Raw genomic sequence first — 17,954 nt, forward strand, 5'->3', positions numbered from 1 at the left:
ACGTTTTACCTCGACGCGGGAGGCATCACACCACATGACCTCTGGGTACCGTCAAGACTGGGGAGCACGATGAGGTAAAACGATTCAATAACGCGACGGCCGGACTGCCCGGAGGCGGACATCACTGCGGGACGGTGGACGCCCGCACGACCAGCTCAGGGGAGAACTCGATCTGCGGCCGGGGTAGACCGCCGGACGCGTTGCCGGCCGAGTTCAGTGCGTCGATCTCAGAGAAGAGCAAGTCCGCCACGGCGGTCCCCAGCTCCGCTTGCGGAGTGCTGATCGTGGTCAGCGGCACGATCGTGGACCGAGCGAACTCGATGTCGTCGTACCCGACCACGGCGATGTCGGCCGGCACCCGGACGACATTCGCCGCCACGAAGGCCTGCACGACGCCGATGGCCAGCAGGTCATTGGCACAGAACAACGCGTCGGGGCGTTCCGTGGCCGGGCGTCTCACGAGCGCCTCCGCACAGGCGATCCCGGCTTCGACCGAGCGCTCCGGCACCGGGATCACCTCGAGCGTGACGCCAGGCGCCGCATGGACGGCGGACAGCGCGCCGTTGAGCCGGTCGGCCACTTGCTTGAGTTCGAGAGACGAGGAGACGAAGCCGATGCGCTTGCGTCCCTGCTCGATCAGGTGCGCGGCGGCCAGCCGGCCGCCGGCGACGTGGTCGATCGAAACCGACGCCTGAGCCGGGGATTCCGCCCTGCGTGCGCTGAGCACGCTCGCGATGCCGATGGCGCGCATGCGGGACAGCTCGGCCTCCACGTTGCCCACGGGGGCAATGATCACGCCACTCACCTGCTGCTTCGCGAACAGCTGCAGGTAGCTGCGTTCGCGCTGCTCGGATCCGGTGTCGTTGGCCATCAGCATGTACATGCCTTCGGCCGACACCCGCCGCTCGATGGCGGCGGCGATCTCCGGGGTGGTGGCGCCGGCGAGCTCGAACGCGATGTAACCGATGACCGGGCTGACGCCGGTCCGCAGGGTACGCGCGGCGTCGTTGGGCACGAAGCCGAGCGTGTCGACCGCCTGTCGGATCCGCTGCCGCGTGCCCTCGGAGAGCTTCCGCGGCCGGTGGAAGTAGTTCGAGACCGAGGCCGGGGACACCCTCGCCAGCTCCGCGACGTCCCGAATGGTGATCCTGTTCAGCCGACTGTTCCTCTCCCCGCACGTCCTTCAAGTCCATGTTAGTGCAGGTGCGGGTGATGCCGGCTCGCCCCGCACCGCGCCGGCCGGACCGCGCGTGCGTCCGGATCCGGACAAATCCTTGCTCCTCATCCGGACGGTCCTCAAGATTTCTCCTGTCCGCCCTCGCCAGGGCGCGGCTCGTTCGTACCGTCCCCACCGATCCCTCCACTCAACGGGGAGAAAGAGGCAGTCGAATTGAAACGATTCACTCGATGGAGAACGTCGTCGCTTTGCCGATGGACCACTGCCGGAGTCATCGCCGCCGTCGCCCCCGTGCTCGTCATCTCTGGTCAGGCGTCCGCAACCGGCTTCAACACCGACGGCGCGCCAGGCCTGAACACCTCCGCCTGGAAGTCGTACGTTCTCGGCCCGTCGACGCCTGACGTCCACCCGGTCCAGGCCGAGGGCCGCGGCGATATGACCCACCCGCAGTCCTTGGTGAAGGAGCACGGCCCCGCGGCAACGCTCACGACCAAGGCAGGCGGCGCGCCGGCGTCCATCCTGCTCGACTTCGGCAAGGAGGTCGGCGGGACGCCGTACCTCGATCTCACGAAGGTCACCGGCTCCCCCACCCTGACCCTGGTCACCTCCGAGGCGCGGCAGTACATCCGCACGCCCGCCGCGACAACGGTGTACACGGCGGCGGCAGGCGGGGCCACCCAGGTCACCCTGGCGTCGGCGGCGAACCTCGAGGTCGGCAACACGATCGCCTTCGCCGCGGCCGGCGGCAAGCCCGTCACCCGCACCATCACGGCCTTCGACAGCACGGCGCGGACCGTGACCGTCGAGCCCGCGTTGCCGACGGATCTGGTCGCGGGCACCACCGTCTCCACGTCACCGGGAGCGCCCAGCTCGGACGAGTCCCGTGGCCTCGCCGGTGTCGGCGGTCCGGACACCTTCCAGCCCACCGGGGCGGGACGGCTCACGGGCGGTTTCCACGGCGGCTTCAGGTTCGCGTTGCTCACCGTCTCCTCCCCGGGCAGCGTCAGCCTCTCCTCGCTCGGGGTGAACTTCCAGGCGTTCCGCGCGACGCCCGCCGACTACCAGGGCTGGTTCCTCTCCAGCGACGACCAGTTGAACCGCATGTGGTACTCCGGTGCGTACACGCTGCAGATGAACATGAAGGCGCCTGGGCTCAACAGCCTGCCCGACGCACGCATCTACGACGGCGCCAAGCGCGACCGCAGCATCTGGACCGGTGATCTGCTCGTCCAGATCCCCACGCTGCTGACGAGTCTCGGCAACGCCGGGGCGCCGTACGTGAAATCGTCGCTCGACACGTTGCTGGCCACCCAGCGCGCGGACGGGGCGTTCCCGGGCTCGCCGGACTTCTCGAAGCGCACCTCGCCCGCGGGTTCGCCCCTGTTCTACTCGAACAACTACTCCGGGTACGGGGCTCGCGCGTTCATCGACTACTTCCGCTACACCGGGGACAAGGCCTACATCACCGCGGCGCTTCCCGCGCTGCGCAAGGAACTGGCGTACAACAGGACGTTCCTCACGGTCGACAACCTCGTGGTCTCCAACGACCGCGACTACTGGCAGGCGAGCCAGACCGGCGAAGTCACCAAGTACAGCATCGACTACTACATCCTTCTCCGGGAGATGGCGTGGCTCGAACGCTCCGTCGGTTCGGCCGCCCTCGCCGACGCTGATGACGCGAAGGCGGACGCCATCAAGACCGCGGTCATGGGCAAGCTGTGGAACCCGACGCTGGGCGCGTACGGCCAGAGCAGCAGCAAGCCCGACGTTCTCGTCGAAGACGCCAACGCACTGGCGCTGCAGTACGGCTTCGTCCCGGCAGGAAAGGAAGCCGGTGTCCTCGCGGCCATGAAGACACTGTGGACCCCGTACGGCGCGATCATGGGCCCTGGGCTTCAGGACCCGACCGGGCACACCATCGAGCCGTTCGCCAACGGGATGGAGACGGCCGGCCGGTTCGCCGCCGGTGACACCGCCGGCGCGCTGGACCTCATGCGGCGCACGTGGGGTCCGATGATCGACAAGAAGAATCCCCTCTACACCGGCGCGTTCTGGGAGTTCAAGAACAGCACCGGTGGCGTCAACCGCGCGACGGCCAGCCTCGCGCACGGATGGGCCGCGTCTCCGTCCGTGCAGCTGACCGAGCAACTCCTCGGCGTGACCGCCGTGAGTGCCGGCTACCAGTCCTGGAGCATCGCCCCGCACCCCGGCACGGTTCGCTGGGCGAGCGGCGCCGTGCCGACCGCCTTCGGGACCATCAAGACGGAGTGGACCTCCGACCCGAAGTCCGGCCGGTTCACGCTCACCGCGCAGACCCCCGCAACCACCACCGGCACCATCGCGGTTCCGGTCGGCCGCAATTCGGTGGTCACCGTCAACGGCCGCGCTGCCAAGGAACTCGGCTCCCGGGCGAAGACGTCCGGCGGCTCCGTGGTCCTGACCCTTCCCGGTGGCACATACCAGATCACGGTGACACAGCGCTGATCAAACCTTCTCGATCCGGGCGGGCCGTTGTGGAGTGCGATCTCCGCGACGGCCCGCTCCACGCCGAAACCACTGCACCAATGGAGGTGTGAAGTGTTCGCAAACCCACCGAAAAGAACGTCGTCGTTGCTGACCATCTGCGTGTCGGCGGTGACCGCTGCCGCGCTGGTGGCTCTCGCGCCCACCGGAACCGCCCAGTCGGATCTGCGCAGTGCCGCACAGGTGGCCACTGAGCTGACACAAGGAACCGACGGTCTGCAGCCTCTGGCGGGCGGCCTCTCCCCCGACCGATTCGCTCACCCCGACACGCGCTTCAAGCCGGCGATGCGGTGGTGGTGGCAGAAGCCGCTCGACGACAGCGAAGCGCTGCGCGAGCTGCAAGTGATCGCCGACGCCGGCTTCGGCGAGGTCGAGATCGCGTTTTCCTCGGACGCGTGGGCCACCGACGAGCAGCGCACGATCCTCGGCCAGGTGCTGGACAAGGCAACGCAGCTCGGCATCAAGGTGTCGATGACGATGGGTGCCGCTTGGCCGGTGCAGACCCCCGGCACCGGCGCGGGCAGTGGGTTCGCGTCGCAGGAACTGCAGTACGGCCGGGCTCACGTCACCGGCGGGCAGAGCTTCTCCGGGTCGGTGCCTCCCGCGATCGACGCCGCCCAGCAGACCCAGCCCGCACAGCTGGTCGCGGTCACCGCGGCTCGCGTCGTGTCCGCCGGGCCCGACCTCACCTCACCCGGCCAGCCGCCGGCGAAGTCGACGGTGCTGGATCCCCAATCCCTGACCGATCTCACCGCCCAGGTGAAAAACGGGGCCCTCACGTGGAAAGCCCCCGCCGCGGGCGACTGGGAGCTGTTCGCGTTCTGGTCACGTGAGAACAAGGGAAACTACACGAACCCCTTCGACGCCGACGCGTCACGCAAGGCGACGCAGGACCTCGATCAGATCCAGATCGGCAAGGACAACGCGCCGAAGCTGAAGAATGCCGGCGCGGACCTGTTCGAAGACTCGCTCGAACTGCACGCCACCTCCATCTTCTGGACCCCGAAGATGGAGAGCGAGTTCCGCGGCCGACGCGGCTACGACATGGCCAAGTACCTGCCGCTGATGTTCGTGCAGGGTGAGTCGGACTTCCCCGTCCCGCCCAAGGAACCCACCCCGGACTTCTCCCTCACCGACGGCTCGGCGAGCAAGGTCCGCCACGACTACTACGAGACGCTGACCGACCTGTACGTCGCCGATCACCTCGAGGTGTTCCAGGACTGGGCGAAACAGTACGGCATGCAGTACAAAGCCCAGGCCGCGTATCTGCAGGACCTCGAACCGATCCGCAGCTTCCGCTCGTTGCAGAGCTTCGGGGGAAGATCGGAGACGGAGTCCCTCGACGCCGGCGAGAACCTGCCGATCTCGCCCGACGACCCCGCCTGGCGCAACTCACTGGCGTTCCAGCAAACGATCGCGTCCGGCGTGCACCAGGGAGGCGGTGACCTGCTGAGCGTGGAGCTCGGCGCGTTCTTCAAACCGGCGTACAGCATGAACCTCGACGACTACCGGGACCTGATGGGCAAGGAGTGGGCCGCGGGCGTGTCCCAGCCGTTCATCCACGGCTTCGCCCTCCAGGCACCCGACGCCGCGTGGCCGGGCACGACGCGCTTCAACGAGACGGTCACCGACAGCTGGAACGACAAGACCTTCCCCCAGTGGTCGAGCTGGTCGGCATTGAACAGCTACTTCGCGCGCGGTACCAGCGTTCTCGAAACCGGAACAGCCAAGGCCGACGTCGCGGTGTACAGCGACTCCTTCCTGTCCCCGCGCGGTCACCAGTCTCCGTTCGACGCGCAGCGGCTTGAAGAACAGGGCTTCTCCGTCGAGTACCTCGACCCGCAAGGCCTGGCCCAGGATGCTCGGCCGGACCATGGTGAACTGTTCACCGGCACCAGCGGCTACCGCGCGCTGGTGATCGATCAGCGGTCGATCACCCACGACGCGTCGGCCGCGGTCCTGCGGGCCGCGAAGGCGGGTGTCCGCGTCGTGTTCGTCGGCTCGCTCCCCAACCACGACACCACTTACGCCAGCGGCGCCAAGGGCGATGCGGAAGTCAAGAACAACGTCGCAGCGACGCTGAAGCTGCCGTCGGCGACGAAGGTGGCGACCCAGAACGACGTCGCCGGCGCGCTGAGGCGGCTCAGCCTCGTTGCGCGGGTCGCGTCGGGCGGCACCCAGATCCTCTCCCAGTGGCGCGAGGTCAAGGGCGGCGCGTACGTCTACCTCTACAACCCGTCCGACCACCCGGTCACGTTCACCCCGTCGTTCGGCGTCCAGGGTGTGCCGGCGGAGATGAACCTTTGGGACGGCTCGATCTCACCGATCGCCCAGTACGCCACCGGCAGCGGACGCACCAGCGTTCCCGTGACCCTGCAGGGCGGTCAAGCCGAGGTCGTCGCGATCAACGCGAACGCCAAGCCGGCCGTCCACGTCACCGGAAGCCTGCCCGCGGACGGGAACTTCCTCGTGAGCAACGGAAAGATCGTCTTCCGGGCGACGGAATCCGGCGGGCAGACCTTCCAGCTGTCCAACGGCCGCAAGACCGACGTCAACGCCGTGGTGCGCACGGACGACGACAAGCCACTGTCTGGCATCCCGTCCAGCCGGCCCTCCACCATCGACCAGTGGAGCCCGTGGGGGCTGACCGTGAAGACGGTGACGCCGACCGGCAGCGCGACGGTGTCGATTCCCAGCGGGCTCGGTGATTCGCAGTTCCAGCAGTTCAAGCTCAAGGACTGGCGCGACATCACCCAGTTGAACGGCGAATCCGGTGTGGGCACCTACAGCGCCACCACCGTCCTGCCCGACGGATGGCACGCCAACGCCGCCGAAGGCGTGCAGCTGAACCTCGGCCACGTCGACGGCACCGCCGACATCTCGGTCAACGGCCAGCTCGTCGGCACGCAGATCACGGACGGCCGGCAGTGGGACATCACCCGCTGGCTGCACCCCGGCACCAACACCGTCCAGATCGCGGTGCGCACGACGCTGCGCAACGCGGTGTCGAAGTACAACAAGAAGTCGACGGCCAGCCAGCCGTATGGGCTTCGCGGGCCCGTGACGCTCACGCCGTACCAGGATTACGTCGTGTACAACGGCAAGTAGTCCACGAAACAGAAGCGACGCCGAGGAAGTTCCTCGGCGCCGCTTCTGTTTGCTCAGGCGGTCAGGACACCGTGATGCGACCGCGGAGCGGAAGGTCCTCCGACGAGGTGCCCACGCCGACGGTGTAATTGCCCGGAACCACGGTCCACCCGGTGCTCGGGCTCAGCCAGACCGCGAGTTCGTCGCGCGGGACGTCGAGCGTCACCGTCGTGCTCTGGCCCGGCTTGAGGGTGACCTTGGCGAACGCCTTGAGCTGCTGCGCCGGCTCCTGTGCCGCGTCGGGTGCCGCGACGTAGAGCTGGACGACCTCCGAACCGGCCCGCCGACCGGTGTTGGTGACCGTCGCCTGGGCCCGGAGTCCGCCCCCGGTACGGGAAAGACGCAGGTTGCCCAGGCGGAAGGTCGTGTAGGACAGGCCGAAACCGAACGGGAACAGCGGTTTCTCGCCGGAGTGCTGGTACCAGCGGTAGCCGATCGCCAGACCTTCGTCGTAGTACACCTGGACACCGTCGCCGGGAAACTCGACGGCGGTCTTGGCGGGCCCCTGCTGGTCGGAGGCGGGGAACGTCTCGGGCAGGCGACCACCCGGCTCTTCGTCGCCGAACAGCATGGCGGCCAGCGCGTTCCCCTGCTCCTGGCCGGCGTACCAGTTCGCGATGACCCCCTTGACGCTGCCCAGCCACGGCATCAGGACCGCGCCGGAGGTGTTGAGCACGACCACGGTGTTCGGATTGGCCTTCGCGACCGCGACCACCAGCTCGTTCTGATCAGCGGGCAGAGCGAGCGTCGAGCGGTCCATACCCTCGCTGGTGAGGTCGGCGAGCACCACTACCGCCACCTCGGCCGCGCGGGCGGCGTCGGCGGCCGCCTGGTGGAGCTTGTCGTAGCCGGCCTGGGAGCCGAGTACCAGCGACGTGCGCGGCGCGCGGCCCCCGGCGGGAGCGGCCGACACGTAGGTGACCTCGAGGGTGTGGCTCCCTGCGGTCAGGGTGACCAGGCCGTTCTGGACGGATTCGCGGCCGGGCAGCGCGGTGAGCACCTTCTTGCCGTCGATGCTCAGTGTGGTCACCCCGCCGACGCTGAGGCTGAAGCGGTAGCCCCCGGCTTCGGCGGCGTTGAAGGTGCCGGTGTACCGCGCGGACCAGCCGTCCGTCTGAGCCGCGACCGCCGCCGGAGTCGCGGTGACGTTCAGGGCGGCCACGGTCTCGGTTCCCAGCGGGTCACCGGTCACGTCGATGGACGCGTAGTAGGTGGCCTTGAGACCGGAGCCGAACGCCGCCGCGGGCACGGCCGGCAGCGCGGCGATGCCGAGGGTGCCCTGCGCGTAGGTGACCGGGATGGACCCGGCCCGCGCACGGATCCCCGCCAACGGCGTCACGACAGTGCCGTTGGGGTTGACGCTGCCCGAGCCGCCGCCGTGGGTCTGCGCGCCGGCGTCGGCGGCGTTGCCGATGACCGCGATGCTGCGGGGCCGGCCCAGCGGCAGCACGCCGTTGTTCTTCAGCAGCACGCTGCCTTCGACACCGATGCGGCGAGCCAGCGTGAGGTGCGCCGGCGTGGAGACCACGGTGTCGACGACGGTGGCCGGGTCCGGCAACGGGTGATCGAACAGCCCGACGCGGATCATCGCCGTGAGCACCTGGGTCACCATGGTGTCGAGCTGCGCCTCGCTGACGCTGCCGTTCTGCACCGCGGCTTTGAGCGCGTCGCCCAGGTAGGCACCGCCGGGCATTTCCGTGTCGGAGCCGGCCTTGGCGGTCTGGACCGTGCTGTGCGTGCCGCCCCAGTCCGACATGACCATGCCGTCGAAGCCCCACGCGTCGCGCAACGCGTCCTGGACGTTGATCCGGTTCTCGTGGGCCCAGGTGCCGTTGACCTTGTTGTACGACGTCATGACGGCACCGACCTCGCCCTGCTGCACGGCGGCCCGGAACCCCGGGTAGTAGATCTCCTGCAGCGCGCGAGCCGACACGACCACGTCGATCGAGTTGCGCAGGATCTCCTGGTTGTTGGCGGCGAAGTGCTTCACCGTCGAGATGACGTGGTTGGTCTGGATGCCGCGGATGGTGGCGGCCGCCAGCTGCCCGTTCAGAAAGGGGTCTTCGGTGTAGGTCTCGAACGAGCGCCCCCAGTGCGGCAGGCGGAGGATGTTGATGCACGGTGCCAGCGCGATGTTGTGTCCCTTGCCTGCCTGCTCGGCGCCGTAGGCCTTTCCGTAGTCGGTCGCGGTGGCGGGGTTCCAGGTGGCGGCCAGTGCCTTGGAGTCCGGCCACTGCGTGACGCCGGTGGACCCGTTGCCGACGCCGCTGGGTCCGTCCGCCAGCCGCAGCGCCGGGATGCCGAGCCTGTCATTGGCGGGGATGTGCCCGGTGAATCCCTTGGTAGCCGGAATTCCATGGCAGTAGGCGATCTTCTCGTCGAGGGTCATCTTGGCCACGAGCTGCCGGGCCTTCTTCACGGCCGCCTGCGCCTGTGCCGACGGGGGCGGTGGCGTCGCGAGGGGGCCGGCCGGGGGCGCGGCCGCGGGGTCGGCCGCCGCCAGGCCGGCGGGGGTCACCGCCACGACACCGGCGGCGGCGACCCCCGCTCCGGACCACTTCAGCATCGAACGACGGGTGAGGCCCATCGATTGTCTCCTTCGGGGTGGGGTTTCCAGGGAGAGCTGTGTCCGATGTGGCCGGTCGGCCACATCGGACACAGCCGATCAGTTCGTCGTGGTGAACGAGTGCTGGCCGGCACCGACGGTGTAGACGGCATCGGCGACGCGGCGGGCCCCCGGCCCGGAGGCCTGGATGTTCCGCCCGGCGGCGACCGGGACGTGCACGGTGGCGGTCACACCCGGCGGAACGGTGACCTGGAGCCGGAACCCGTGGGCGGATTTCGTCCACGTGCTGCTGACCGTGCCGTACGGAGTCTGGTAGCTGCCCTCGGCGTGGGTCAGGCCGCCGACGATCGCGGGCGCGATGGTGAGGTCGCGGTAGCCGACCGACCCATCCGTCTGCTGAATGCCGGCGAGCCCGTGGATGAACCACGCGTCCACGGCGCCGAGGAAGTGGTGGTTCTGCGAGCCGCCACCGTCCAGGCTCTCCGACAGCGTGGTGTGGCCGCTGGCGATCAAGTACCCGTAGCCGGGCGACGTCGGGTTCACGACCATGTCGTAGATGACGTCGTCACGGTTCCCGGCCTCGAGCGCCCGGAAGAGCGGCCCGAGTGCGACCGAGCCGGTGGTGATGTGGTTGCCGGCCTTGCGCACCGATCCCACCAGCCGGTCGAGCACCGCGGCGCGGTCGGCCGGGGCGACCAACCCGGCGTCGAGGGCCATGGCGTTGGAGGCTTCGCTGTCGCTGCCGTAGTAGACGCCGGTCGCGTCGACGTGGCGGAAGCGCGTGGTGAACTCCGCGGCGAGCTGTGCGGCCAAGGCGGTGTACTTCTCGTGGTCGGCGGTCTTGGCGAGGACCTTCGCAACACCGGCCATGTTGCTCGCCGCGGTGTAGTAGCCGGCGAGGATGGCCAGCTGCATCGGCGTGGTGTTGTCCGTCGCGGACCAGTCACCGAGCCCGGGGATGTCGCCGTTGTTGGCGGCCTTGTTCTTCGACTCGTAGTCGAGCCAGGCCACCATGTTGTCGTAGAAGGTCGCCATCGTCCGGGTGTCGCCGTAGGTGAGGTAGAGCTGCCAGGGGATACGGATGACGGCGCCGCCCCAGTTGACTTCGTCGAGGAACTCGATCGTGCCCTGGGGCTTCGTCTGCGTGGTGGGCGCGACGCGGTGGAACTCCGGGGCGATGTTGGCGATCAAGCCCGGCGACACGTCGCCCGGCTGCCGCTGCGCGGTGGCCATGTTGCGCACCAGCTGGGGCTCGTAGGCCGACATGTTGTAGTCGGTGAGCAGGGCGTCGAGGTTCTGCAGGTTGTCGCCGGTGTACGGACCCTTCTCGCGGTCCGGGCAGTCGGTCATGACCGACATCATGTTGCTCTGGATCGCCCGCTCGGTGATCGTGTGGATCTGGTTGAGCAGGTCGCTGGACGAGGTGAAGTCGCTCGCGCTCGGGTTAGCCGCGTGGATGACGTCCACGGTCACGGTGTCCTTGGCCGGCGCCGTGCGCAGACCACTCACCTGCAGGTAACGGAAGCCGCTATAGGTGAACTGCGGGTGCCACGTTTCCTTGCCGTGCCCGGAAAGGGTGTACCGGTAGGCGATCTGGCTGCCCGGTTTCGCGCCGGTGCTGGCGATGTCCAAGGTGCCGTCGGCGGCGAGGCTCTCCGCCGGGATCATCGTCACGGTGTCACCCGCTCGTCCGGAGACCGACACGCTGGGCCAGCCGGAACGGTTGGCCCCGAAGTCGAGGATGTACGAGCCGTCGGCGAGCTTGCGGATGCTGGTCGGCCGCACGGTCTGTGCGATGGTGACCGGCAGGCGCGGGTTGGCTCGCAACGGTGTGGTGTCGCGCGGCGTCGTGGTTTGCGTGAGCGTGACCGGGCTCGCCTGCTGCCAGCCCGCGTTGGTCAGCGCGGCGGCCGAGGTCGGTGACTGGCTCGCTCGCCGGGCGTCGTACTCTTCGCCGCTCCACCACGAGGAGAAGGTGGTGGCGCCGAGCGCCGTCCGCCAGGTGCCGTCGCTGGAGACGACCTCCCGGTGCCCGTCCTGGTAGGTGATCTCGAGCTGGGCGATGATCTTGGGCTCGCCGTACACGGTGTACTGCTCGAGGGTGCCGCCGAAGAAGTACCGCCCGGGTGTCTTCACACGCTGGTACGTGCCGCTGCCGGTCTCCATGCCGATGGTGTTCGTGCCCGACCGGAGTGCCCTGGTGAGGTCGTAGGTCCGGTAGTCGACCTCGGCGGAGTAGGTGGTCTGGCCCGGTTCGAGCACGGCGTCGCCGACCGGCCGGCCGTTGATGGTCGCGGCGTACATACCGAGCCCGGTCGTGTAGAGGCGAGCTTGCCTCACCGCACCGTGCACGGCGAACGACTTGCCGAAGACGGGCAGCGGAGTTTCCTTGCCGTCCGGCTGGGTGTAGTCGTACGACGGGTTCTCGATCCAGCGCGCCGACCAGTCGGAGGCGGACAGCAGCCCCATCTCCCAGCTCGACGGATCACTCCAGGTCGAGACGCGCCCTGTGGTGTCCCACATGCGGACCTGCCAGCTCACGTGGTCGCGGGAGTGCAGGGCCGGGCCGGCATACGGGATGTTCGAGGTGCTCGCGGAACGGACTTTCCCGCTGTCCCACAGGTCGCGTTTCCCGTGCTGGGACGGTGACTCGAGGGTCGCGCGGATCTCGTAGGCCGCCTGGCCCGCCGAGCCCTTCCCCGGCAGCCAGCTGAGCAGCGGCTTGCCGGCGTCGATCCCGATCGGGTCGGCGAGGTTCTCGGTCTTGAGTGAGGTCGGCTTCGCCGAGCTGCTCGGTGCGGCGGCGGCGGTTGCCGATCCGGACACGGCCAGCAGCGCGACGGCGAGGAGTGTGAGGGCAGGGCGCCGGCGGTTCATCGGAAATCCTTTCAGCCGGAAATGGGGACGGGCGGGTTCTTGCACTGCTGCGCTACGCACGGTTCACGATCCGAACGGGCCCCAGCAGGCCCGCCGGCTTGAGTTCGGTGCCGGCGGCGATGTTCTTCAGCGGCGGTTGCACGTACGCGACCGGCGTGGCTCCGGGCTGCTGATCGCCGACCAGCCGGTTGAACCAGCTGTTGGTTACCTTGACCTGCAGGGTGTTCCGGCCGCCGCGAAGCGCACCGGTGATGTCGAGCCGGTACGGGGCCCGCCAGGCGATGCCCGCGTCGGCACCGTTGATCGTGACCTGGGCGATGTCGTGCACCTCCCCCAGGTCGAGGATCACGCGACCGCCCATTTTGGCCCAGTCCGCAGGCGCGTCGAAGGTAGTCGAATACGTGGCAGTGCCGGAGAAGTACCGGATCCCCGGGTCGCTCTCCTGTGTGAAGGACCGGAGGAACGCGAAGTTCGCCTTGGCCGGCGCGCCCCGATCAACGGGGAAGTCGACCTGCCACGCACCGGCGACCGCACCGATCTGCCGATCCGCGGCCACCGTCACGGTCTTCGACCCGGGCTTGCCGTGCGAGACGACGAGGAAGATCGAGTCGGCGGGTCCGAGGTCGACGGTCAGCTGCGTGGCGCCGCTGGTGGCGTCGAACGTGATGGGAGCCGTCTGGCCCGACACCGGATCCCAGGTTTCCACCGCACTGCCCGCCGAACGCAGTGTCAGCGGAATCGTGGTGCGCACGTTGCGGCGGTTGACGACGAAGTAGATGTCCGCCGAGTCCGTGCGACGGTGCGTCAGCCACAGAGGTTCGTTGGCGGTCAACGGATCCATGGCGTCGAGCCGGAAGGTCCAGTCGGGCGTGACCGCGAGCTCGGCGAGCGCCTCGGCCGCGGTGACGCCACTGAAAACACGACCAGCACCGACGACGCGGTCACGCTGCTCGCCGTCGCCCCACAAACGCGTGGCCAGCTTCTGGAACTCCGCGTCGTCGTCGGCCAGGCTCCGTGACCCGAGCGGTTTCGGCCCGGCGATCGCCGCGCCGGCGTCCACGAACCCGGCGAGCTTGCGCAGCACCGCCAGCGTGATCGGCTGGGCATCGCCGCCGAGCTGGAGCAGCGCGTACGCCTGGCCGGAGCGAGTGCCGATCCGGCCGTCGCGCACCGACATCTCGTTCAGGATGACCGTGCCGTTGACGAAGTCGTAGTCGTACCCGATCGGCTGGTCGGTCTGGCGGAAGGTGCGGCCCCACACGCCGGTCGCGGGGGCTTCCTGTCCGTAGAAGTACGCGACGTCGGCGACGTGCGTGCCGCGCGACAGCAGCCAGCTGCACCGCGACAGGTACGTCGTCCACGGCTTCGCCAACTCGGCCCAGGTCTCCAGCCGGGTGAAGAACGACCCGATGCCGTTCAGTGTCACGCCGGGACCGCGGTCGAGCGGCTGATGCACCGAGGTGTGGATCATGAACCGGGTCGCGCCCTGGGCGAGCATTTCGTCGGCCAGCGGCTTGAGATCCTTCGGGGTGAAGCCCTGCGGGGTGAAGGTGAACGCCTCGACCGCGGCGTGCGGCCGGCCGTAGATGTGCGCGACCGACGCGGCGCCACGCGTGTCGACCCGGTAGGTCTCGAACGACTGGTCTCCCGGCGCGAACGCCTCCCCCGACGCGCCCATCGGGAAGTCCGCGTACTGCCGCATCTCCAGGTCGTCGCCGAACCAGCCGCGTTTGTCCTCCTGCGCCTCGGCGTAGGTGCGCTGGATGCCGCGTTTGTGGGCTTCGGCCGGGATGACCTGGTAGTGGTTCTGGGCCAGCAGCTCATTAAGCGTCCGCCGCCAGTCCCACAGGAACTTGTCCGCGTCGGCGGCGCTGTCGACAGGGACACCGGTGAGCACCGGCAGGTGCGGAACCGGGTCGTAGCCACGGCGCTCGCGGAACTCGTCCAACAGCGATTCGGTCCAGTTCTGGTAACCCGCTTCGTAGCTGTCGTTGAGCAGGCCGGTCAGGCCGCGGCGGCCGAAGAGGTCCTTGCCGGCGGCGTCGGTGAGCATGTCGAGGTAGGTGTTGAGGTACTTGCGGACGCGGCCGGCGTCGAGCTTGTCGACCTCCAAGCCGGTGGCCGCGGTCGACGCCGGGCCGTTCTGGTGACCGGTGAGGCTGTACCCGAGGCGGACCACCACCCACGTACCGGCCGGCGCCCGCCAGTTCAACGTCCCGTCCGGGGCCATCCGGCCGGTGAGGTCGACGACGTCGGACCGCCGGACCGCCGCCACGCCGCCCTGGGAAGGGGTGGCGACGTGGTAGTAATTCGCCGTCTGCCCGAACCCCGCCTTCACCTCGAACTCGTGCACGGTCGCGACGGTGCGCAGGATCAAGCTCGCCAAGGCGATCGGAGCCGACGACGGCGCGGTGGAGCTCTGGCCGAACACGACCTTGAAGTACTTGGCCGTGGTCTGCGGGACGAACAGGGTGCGCTGCACCCCGCTGTAGACACCCTGTGTCAGCAGTGTCCACTGCCGACCGTCATCGCTGCTGTAGACCTGCGCCGACGGCCCGTACTCGACGACGTCGTTCCACCCGCTGAACGCGGCACCCGCGGCGATCGTGACCCCGGTGACCGTGACCGGGCGCTGGTATTCGAAGCGCACCCAGGTTCCGCCGGCCCCCGGAGCGGGCAGGTACTGGGCGTCGGCGACCGAAGCGTTCGACAGCTTGGCGACCTCCAGCGAGACACCCTGGTCGCCGTTCGACGTCGGCGCCGCCTTCGGGTCGGCCTGCAGCCCGCTGGCGAAGACCTCGGGTGCGAGAGCCGCTTGGTTCTGGGTTCCGTTCGGGACGCGGTAGGCGAACACGCGCGCGTCCCGGTAGAAAGCAGGCAACGGGGTAGGCGTGGACGAGGCCGCCGCCGCATCCCCGAACTGGCCGGCGACCGCGGGCGGTTGCGGCAGCTTCACCTGGCTCTGCCCGCCCGAGACCCACGTCTCGGTCCACACGTACTTCTTCATCGCGTCTTCGGCCGTCACCCAAGGCCCGCCGGTCTCCGACCACCCCGGTGAACAAGCGACGTCGGCCTCGAGGCCGAGCCGGTCGGCCTGCTGCATCGCGTAGCGGAAGGCCGCCTTCCAGCCGTCGGACATGTACGGCAACGGATTCGACACGACCACGGGCACCCGGCCCGCGCCGTCGAAGTTCACCATCCCGCCGATCCCGGCGCGTTTGAACCACTCCAGGTCGGCCTTGATGCCCTCCTGGGTGATGTTCTGGTTCATCCAGTGCCACCACACCCGGGGCAGGACTTCCGCCGGCGGCGTTCTGAACCCGCCGAGCACGTCCGAACCGTCCAGTGCCGAAGCGAGCCGCGGGAGGGCCAAGCGCACCGGCTCGGCTCCGCCGGACGGGGCGACGCTCAGCCCTGCCTGGGACTCCAACTCTCCGGCCGCCTCCGCCGCGGTGCCCGGCAATGCCGCGGCACCCGCCGCGCCGAGCGCGACCACGGCCGCGCCACGCAGAAACCCTCGCCTGCTCGTTGACATCACTGTCCTCGTTTCGTCGAGCTGAAACGATTCATGCGAATCTAGACCCGACTGAGCGCCGCCGACAATCCTGCGAAAGTTCCGAGTTTCACTTGTACGCCACCAAGTACGCGTCGAAAACCGTGTGCTGGACGCACGAAAACATCACCCCGCCGCCTGCCTGAGCAAAGCGGTATCGGGGTGTCGCGATGATGCTGACGTGCTCTACAAACCCGGCCGCGGTGCGGCGTACCGCACACGGGGCGGCGCCGACCAGTCCCGGCAACCCGTGGGACGGGGAGGCGACCTGTGGAGGCCGGATCTATGGCGCACAGCAGCTCCTGAGAGGCCTGCGGGGTACAGCCCGAATTCGACTATGAATCGTTTTACCTCACGGGGACATTACGAGGGTTTCCCTTGGCAGACAAGAGCTTGTCCGGATTCGGCCAGTCGGCGCCCTCGGCGACGTTCAGACGAGGCCTCGTCGAGCTGCCCACACCACGGCTTGGATGGGAGTGGCGAAACCGAGGCGATCGCAGATCGAGCGCATCCGCCGGCGAACGGTGCGATCGGACAGCTCCAGCCGGCGAGCGATGATGTCCAGTGGCAGCCCTTCGGCGAAGAGTGCAAGCAAGTCGAGCTCCTCGCGCTCGAGCGTGGCGTTCACCGGATCACCGCCCCCTGCCACTCCGCAACGACAACACGCGACGTCCTCGTCCGCCTGGACCTGCCAACCGAGGCTTCCCGCTCGGATCCTGGCGCGTCATCGCGACCTCCGGATTGAAAGGTTTCACAATCCTGGCAGTGTGACGCTACTATGCGCCCGCGAGTCCCGTCAACGAGCGCCAAGATCACGCACGCAGGGTTGTGTCGCTAAGGCACATGTGACTTATGACGTTTCAATAGCAACGGCACCTGACTGGCCATCAGCCGCCCCGCGGACACCGCGCAAGCTAGTCGAATCCCGACAAACCGCGGTCGTCGGCAAGCCGCCGCCTGGTCGAGTGCAGCGCGAACGTGACCGCCCCGACGACTTCGGCGCGCGTTCCCAACGACGAGCGCAACAGCTGCAGGCCATCGGTGATCGCCGGCTGTGCGTACCGCCGCACGCTTTCCCCGACGGCGTCCACGAGCACGTCACCTGCGGCGCTGACCAGGCCACCGAGGACGACCGCCCCGGGATTCAGGCTGGCGCACAGGTCAGCGATCGCCTGGCCGAGTGTCCGCCCGGCGTCGGACACGATTCGGCAGGCCAGCGGTTCCCCATCGCGCACGAGCTGAACGACCCCGTCGAGGGTCAGGGGTTCGCTTCGGGTGGGCTGCAGCAGCTCGATGATGCGCCGGCCCGAGGCGAGCGTGTCGAGGCAACCACGACTGCCGCACCAGCACAGCGCACCGTATTCGTCGACCAGGACGTGGCCGATCTCGCCGGCGATCCCGGCGGCGCCCTTGTAGAGCTTCCCGTTCAGGACGAGCCCGGCACCGATGCCACTGGACACCTTCACGTAGAGCACGTCGTCGATTCCGCTCGCGACACCTTGCCACGCTTCCGCCAGCGCGCCGAGGTTGGCGTTGTTCTCGAGCCAGACCGGCATGCCGATCCGTTCTTCGAGTTCGGTCGCCGGCACCACGCCTGCCCAGTTGTTGAGGACGCGGCCCAGGGTGATGCTCCCCGTCGCCCGATTGACCGGGGCGGGCAGCCCGACGACCACCTGCCGGACCACCTCCCGGTCTATCCCCGCCTCGGCAGTCAGCTCGGTGACCAGCTTGGCGGCCGCGGACAACGACTCCGCGGCGAAGTCGTCGACCTGCATCAGCACTTGCTGCTCGGCGAGGATCCGGCCCGACAGGTCGGCCAGCGCGGCCCGGATGTGGGTCCGGCCGAAATCGACGCCGACCACCGCGTCGGCAGTCTTGGCGAGCCGCAGGAGCCCGGGCGGCCTGCCGCTGTGCGAACCACGGGCATCCGGATCGGGCACGTCCTCGACCACGGTGCCGTCGGCGACGAGATCGCTCACGACCGCCCACACCGATGTCCGCGAACGCCCGGTGACCTCCCGCAAACGGGCTCGGCTCATCGGACCGTAGCGGCTCAGCGCGTAGAGGACATGCTCCCTCTGCGACGGGCTCGGTGCCGGGCCGGATGCCCG

8 protein-coding genes are annotated in these 17,954 nt (G+C 68.7%); 2 read left to right on the forward strand and 6 right to left on the reverse strand.

Annotation, left to right across the window (positions count from 1 at the left end):
* Nucleotides 1–121: 121 nt before the first annotated feature.
* A complete protein-coding gene (locus AB0383_RS03610) occupies nt 122–1,156 on the reverse strand; it encodes a LacI family DNA-binding transcriptional regulator (RefSeq protein ID WP_364176415.1) in 1,035 nt (344 codons plus the stop codon).
* A 312-nt stretch (nt 1,157–1,468) separates the two neighbouring features.
* On the opposite strand from AB0383_RS03610, the gene AB0383_RS03615 reads away from it, so the two are divergent.
* The gene (locus AB0383_RS03615; protein ID WP_364176039.1) at nt 1,469–3,661 is read left to right on the forward strand and encodes an alpha-L-rhamnosidase C-terminal domain-containing protein; all 2,193 of its coding nucleotides are present in this window, start codon (nt 1,469–1,471) and stop codon (nt 3,659–3,661) included.
* Nucleotides 3,662–3,787: 126 nt separating this feature from the next.
* Nucleotides 3,788–6,808, forward strand: a complete 3,021-nt coding sequence (locus AB0383_RS03620) for a glycosyl hydrolase (RefSeq protein ID WP_366184963.1) — start codon at nt 3,788–3,790, stop codon at nt 6,806–6,808.
* A gap of 61 nt (nt 6,809–6,869) precedes the next feature.
* Here AB0383_RS03620 and AB0383_RS03625 read toward each other — a convergent pair whose 3' ends face one another.
* The 5 genes from AB0383_RS03625 to AB0383_RS03645 all read right to left on the reverse strand — a co-directional run bounded on the left by AB0383_RS03625 (nt 6,870) and on the right by AB0383_RS03645 (nt 17,882).
* On the reverse strand, nt 6,870–9,434 hold the full coding sequence (locus AB0383_RS03625; RefSeq protein WP_366184965.1) for a glycoside hydrolase family 3 C-terminal domain-containing protein: 2,565 nt from the start codon (nt 9,432–9,434) through the stop codon (nt 6,870–6,872).
* A 78-nt stretch (nt 9,435–9,512) separates the two neighbouring features.
* On the reverse strand, nt 9,513–12,290 hold the full coding sequence (locus tag AB0383_RS03630) for a family 78 glycoside hydrolase catalytic domain (RefSeq protein WP_366184967.1): 2,778 nt from the start codon (nt 12,288–12,290) through the stop codon (nt 9,513–9,515).
* A gap of 52 nt (nt 12,291–12,342) precedes the next feature.
* Nucleotides 12,343–15,825, reverse strand: coding sequence for a glycosyl hydrolase (locus AB0383_RS03635; RefSeq protein WP_366184969.1), 3,483 nt, complete (start codon nt 15,823–15,825; stop codon nt 12,343–12,345).
* 448 nt (nt 15,826–16,273) lie between these two features.
* Nucleotides 16,274–16,471 carry a LuxR C-terminal-related transcriptional regulator gene (locus AB0383_RS03640; protein WP_285966270.1) on the reverse strand — a complete coding sequence of 66 codons (198 nt, stop codon included), beginning with the start codon at nt 16,469–16,471 and terminating at the stop codon, nt 16,274–16,276.
* A gap of 286 nt (nt 16,472–16,757) precedes the next feature.
* A complete protein-coding gene (locus tag AB0383_RS03645; protein WP_366184972.1) occupies nt 16,758–17,882 on the reverse strand; it encodes an ROK family protein in 1,125 nt (374 codons plus the stop codon).
* Between the last annotated feature and the right edge of the window lie 72 nt (nt 17,883–17,954).

This window comes from Amycolatopsis sp. NPDC051373 (assembly GCF_040689465.1).
In the GTDB taxonomy this organism is placed as follows: Bacteria; Actinomycetota; Actinomycetes; order Mycobacteriales; family Pseudonocardiaceae; genus Amycolatopsis.

Excerpts from the sequence above, each read along its gene's own strand:
- AB0383_RS03625 (WP_366184965.1), bottom strand. The coding sequence starts at position 9,434 with ATGGGCCTCACCCGTCGTTCGATGCTGAAGTGGTCCGGAGCGGGGGTC.
- AB0383_RS03630 (WP_366184967.1), bottom strand. The coding sequence starts at position 12,290 with ATGAACCGCCGGCGCCCTGCCCTCACACTCCTCGCCGTCGCGCTGCTG.
- AB0383_RS03635 (WP_366184969.1), bottom strand. The coding sequence starts at position 15,825 with ATGTCAACGAGCAGGCGAGGGTTTCTGCGTGGCGCGGCCGTGGTCGCG.
- AB0383_RS03645 (WP_366184972.1), bottom strand. The coding sequence starts at position 17,882 with ATGAGCCGAGCCCGTTTGCGGGAGGTCACCGGGCGTTCGCGGACATCG.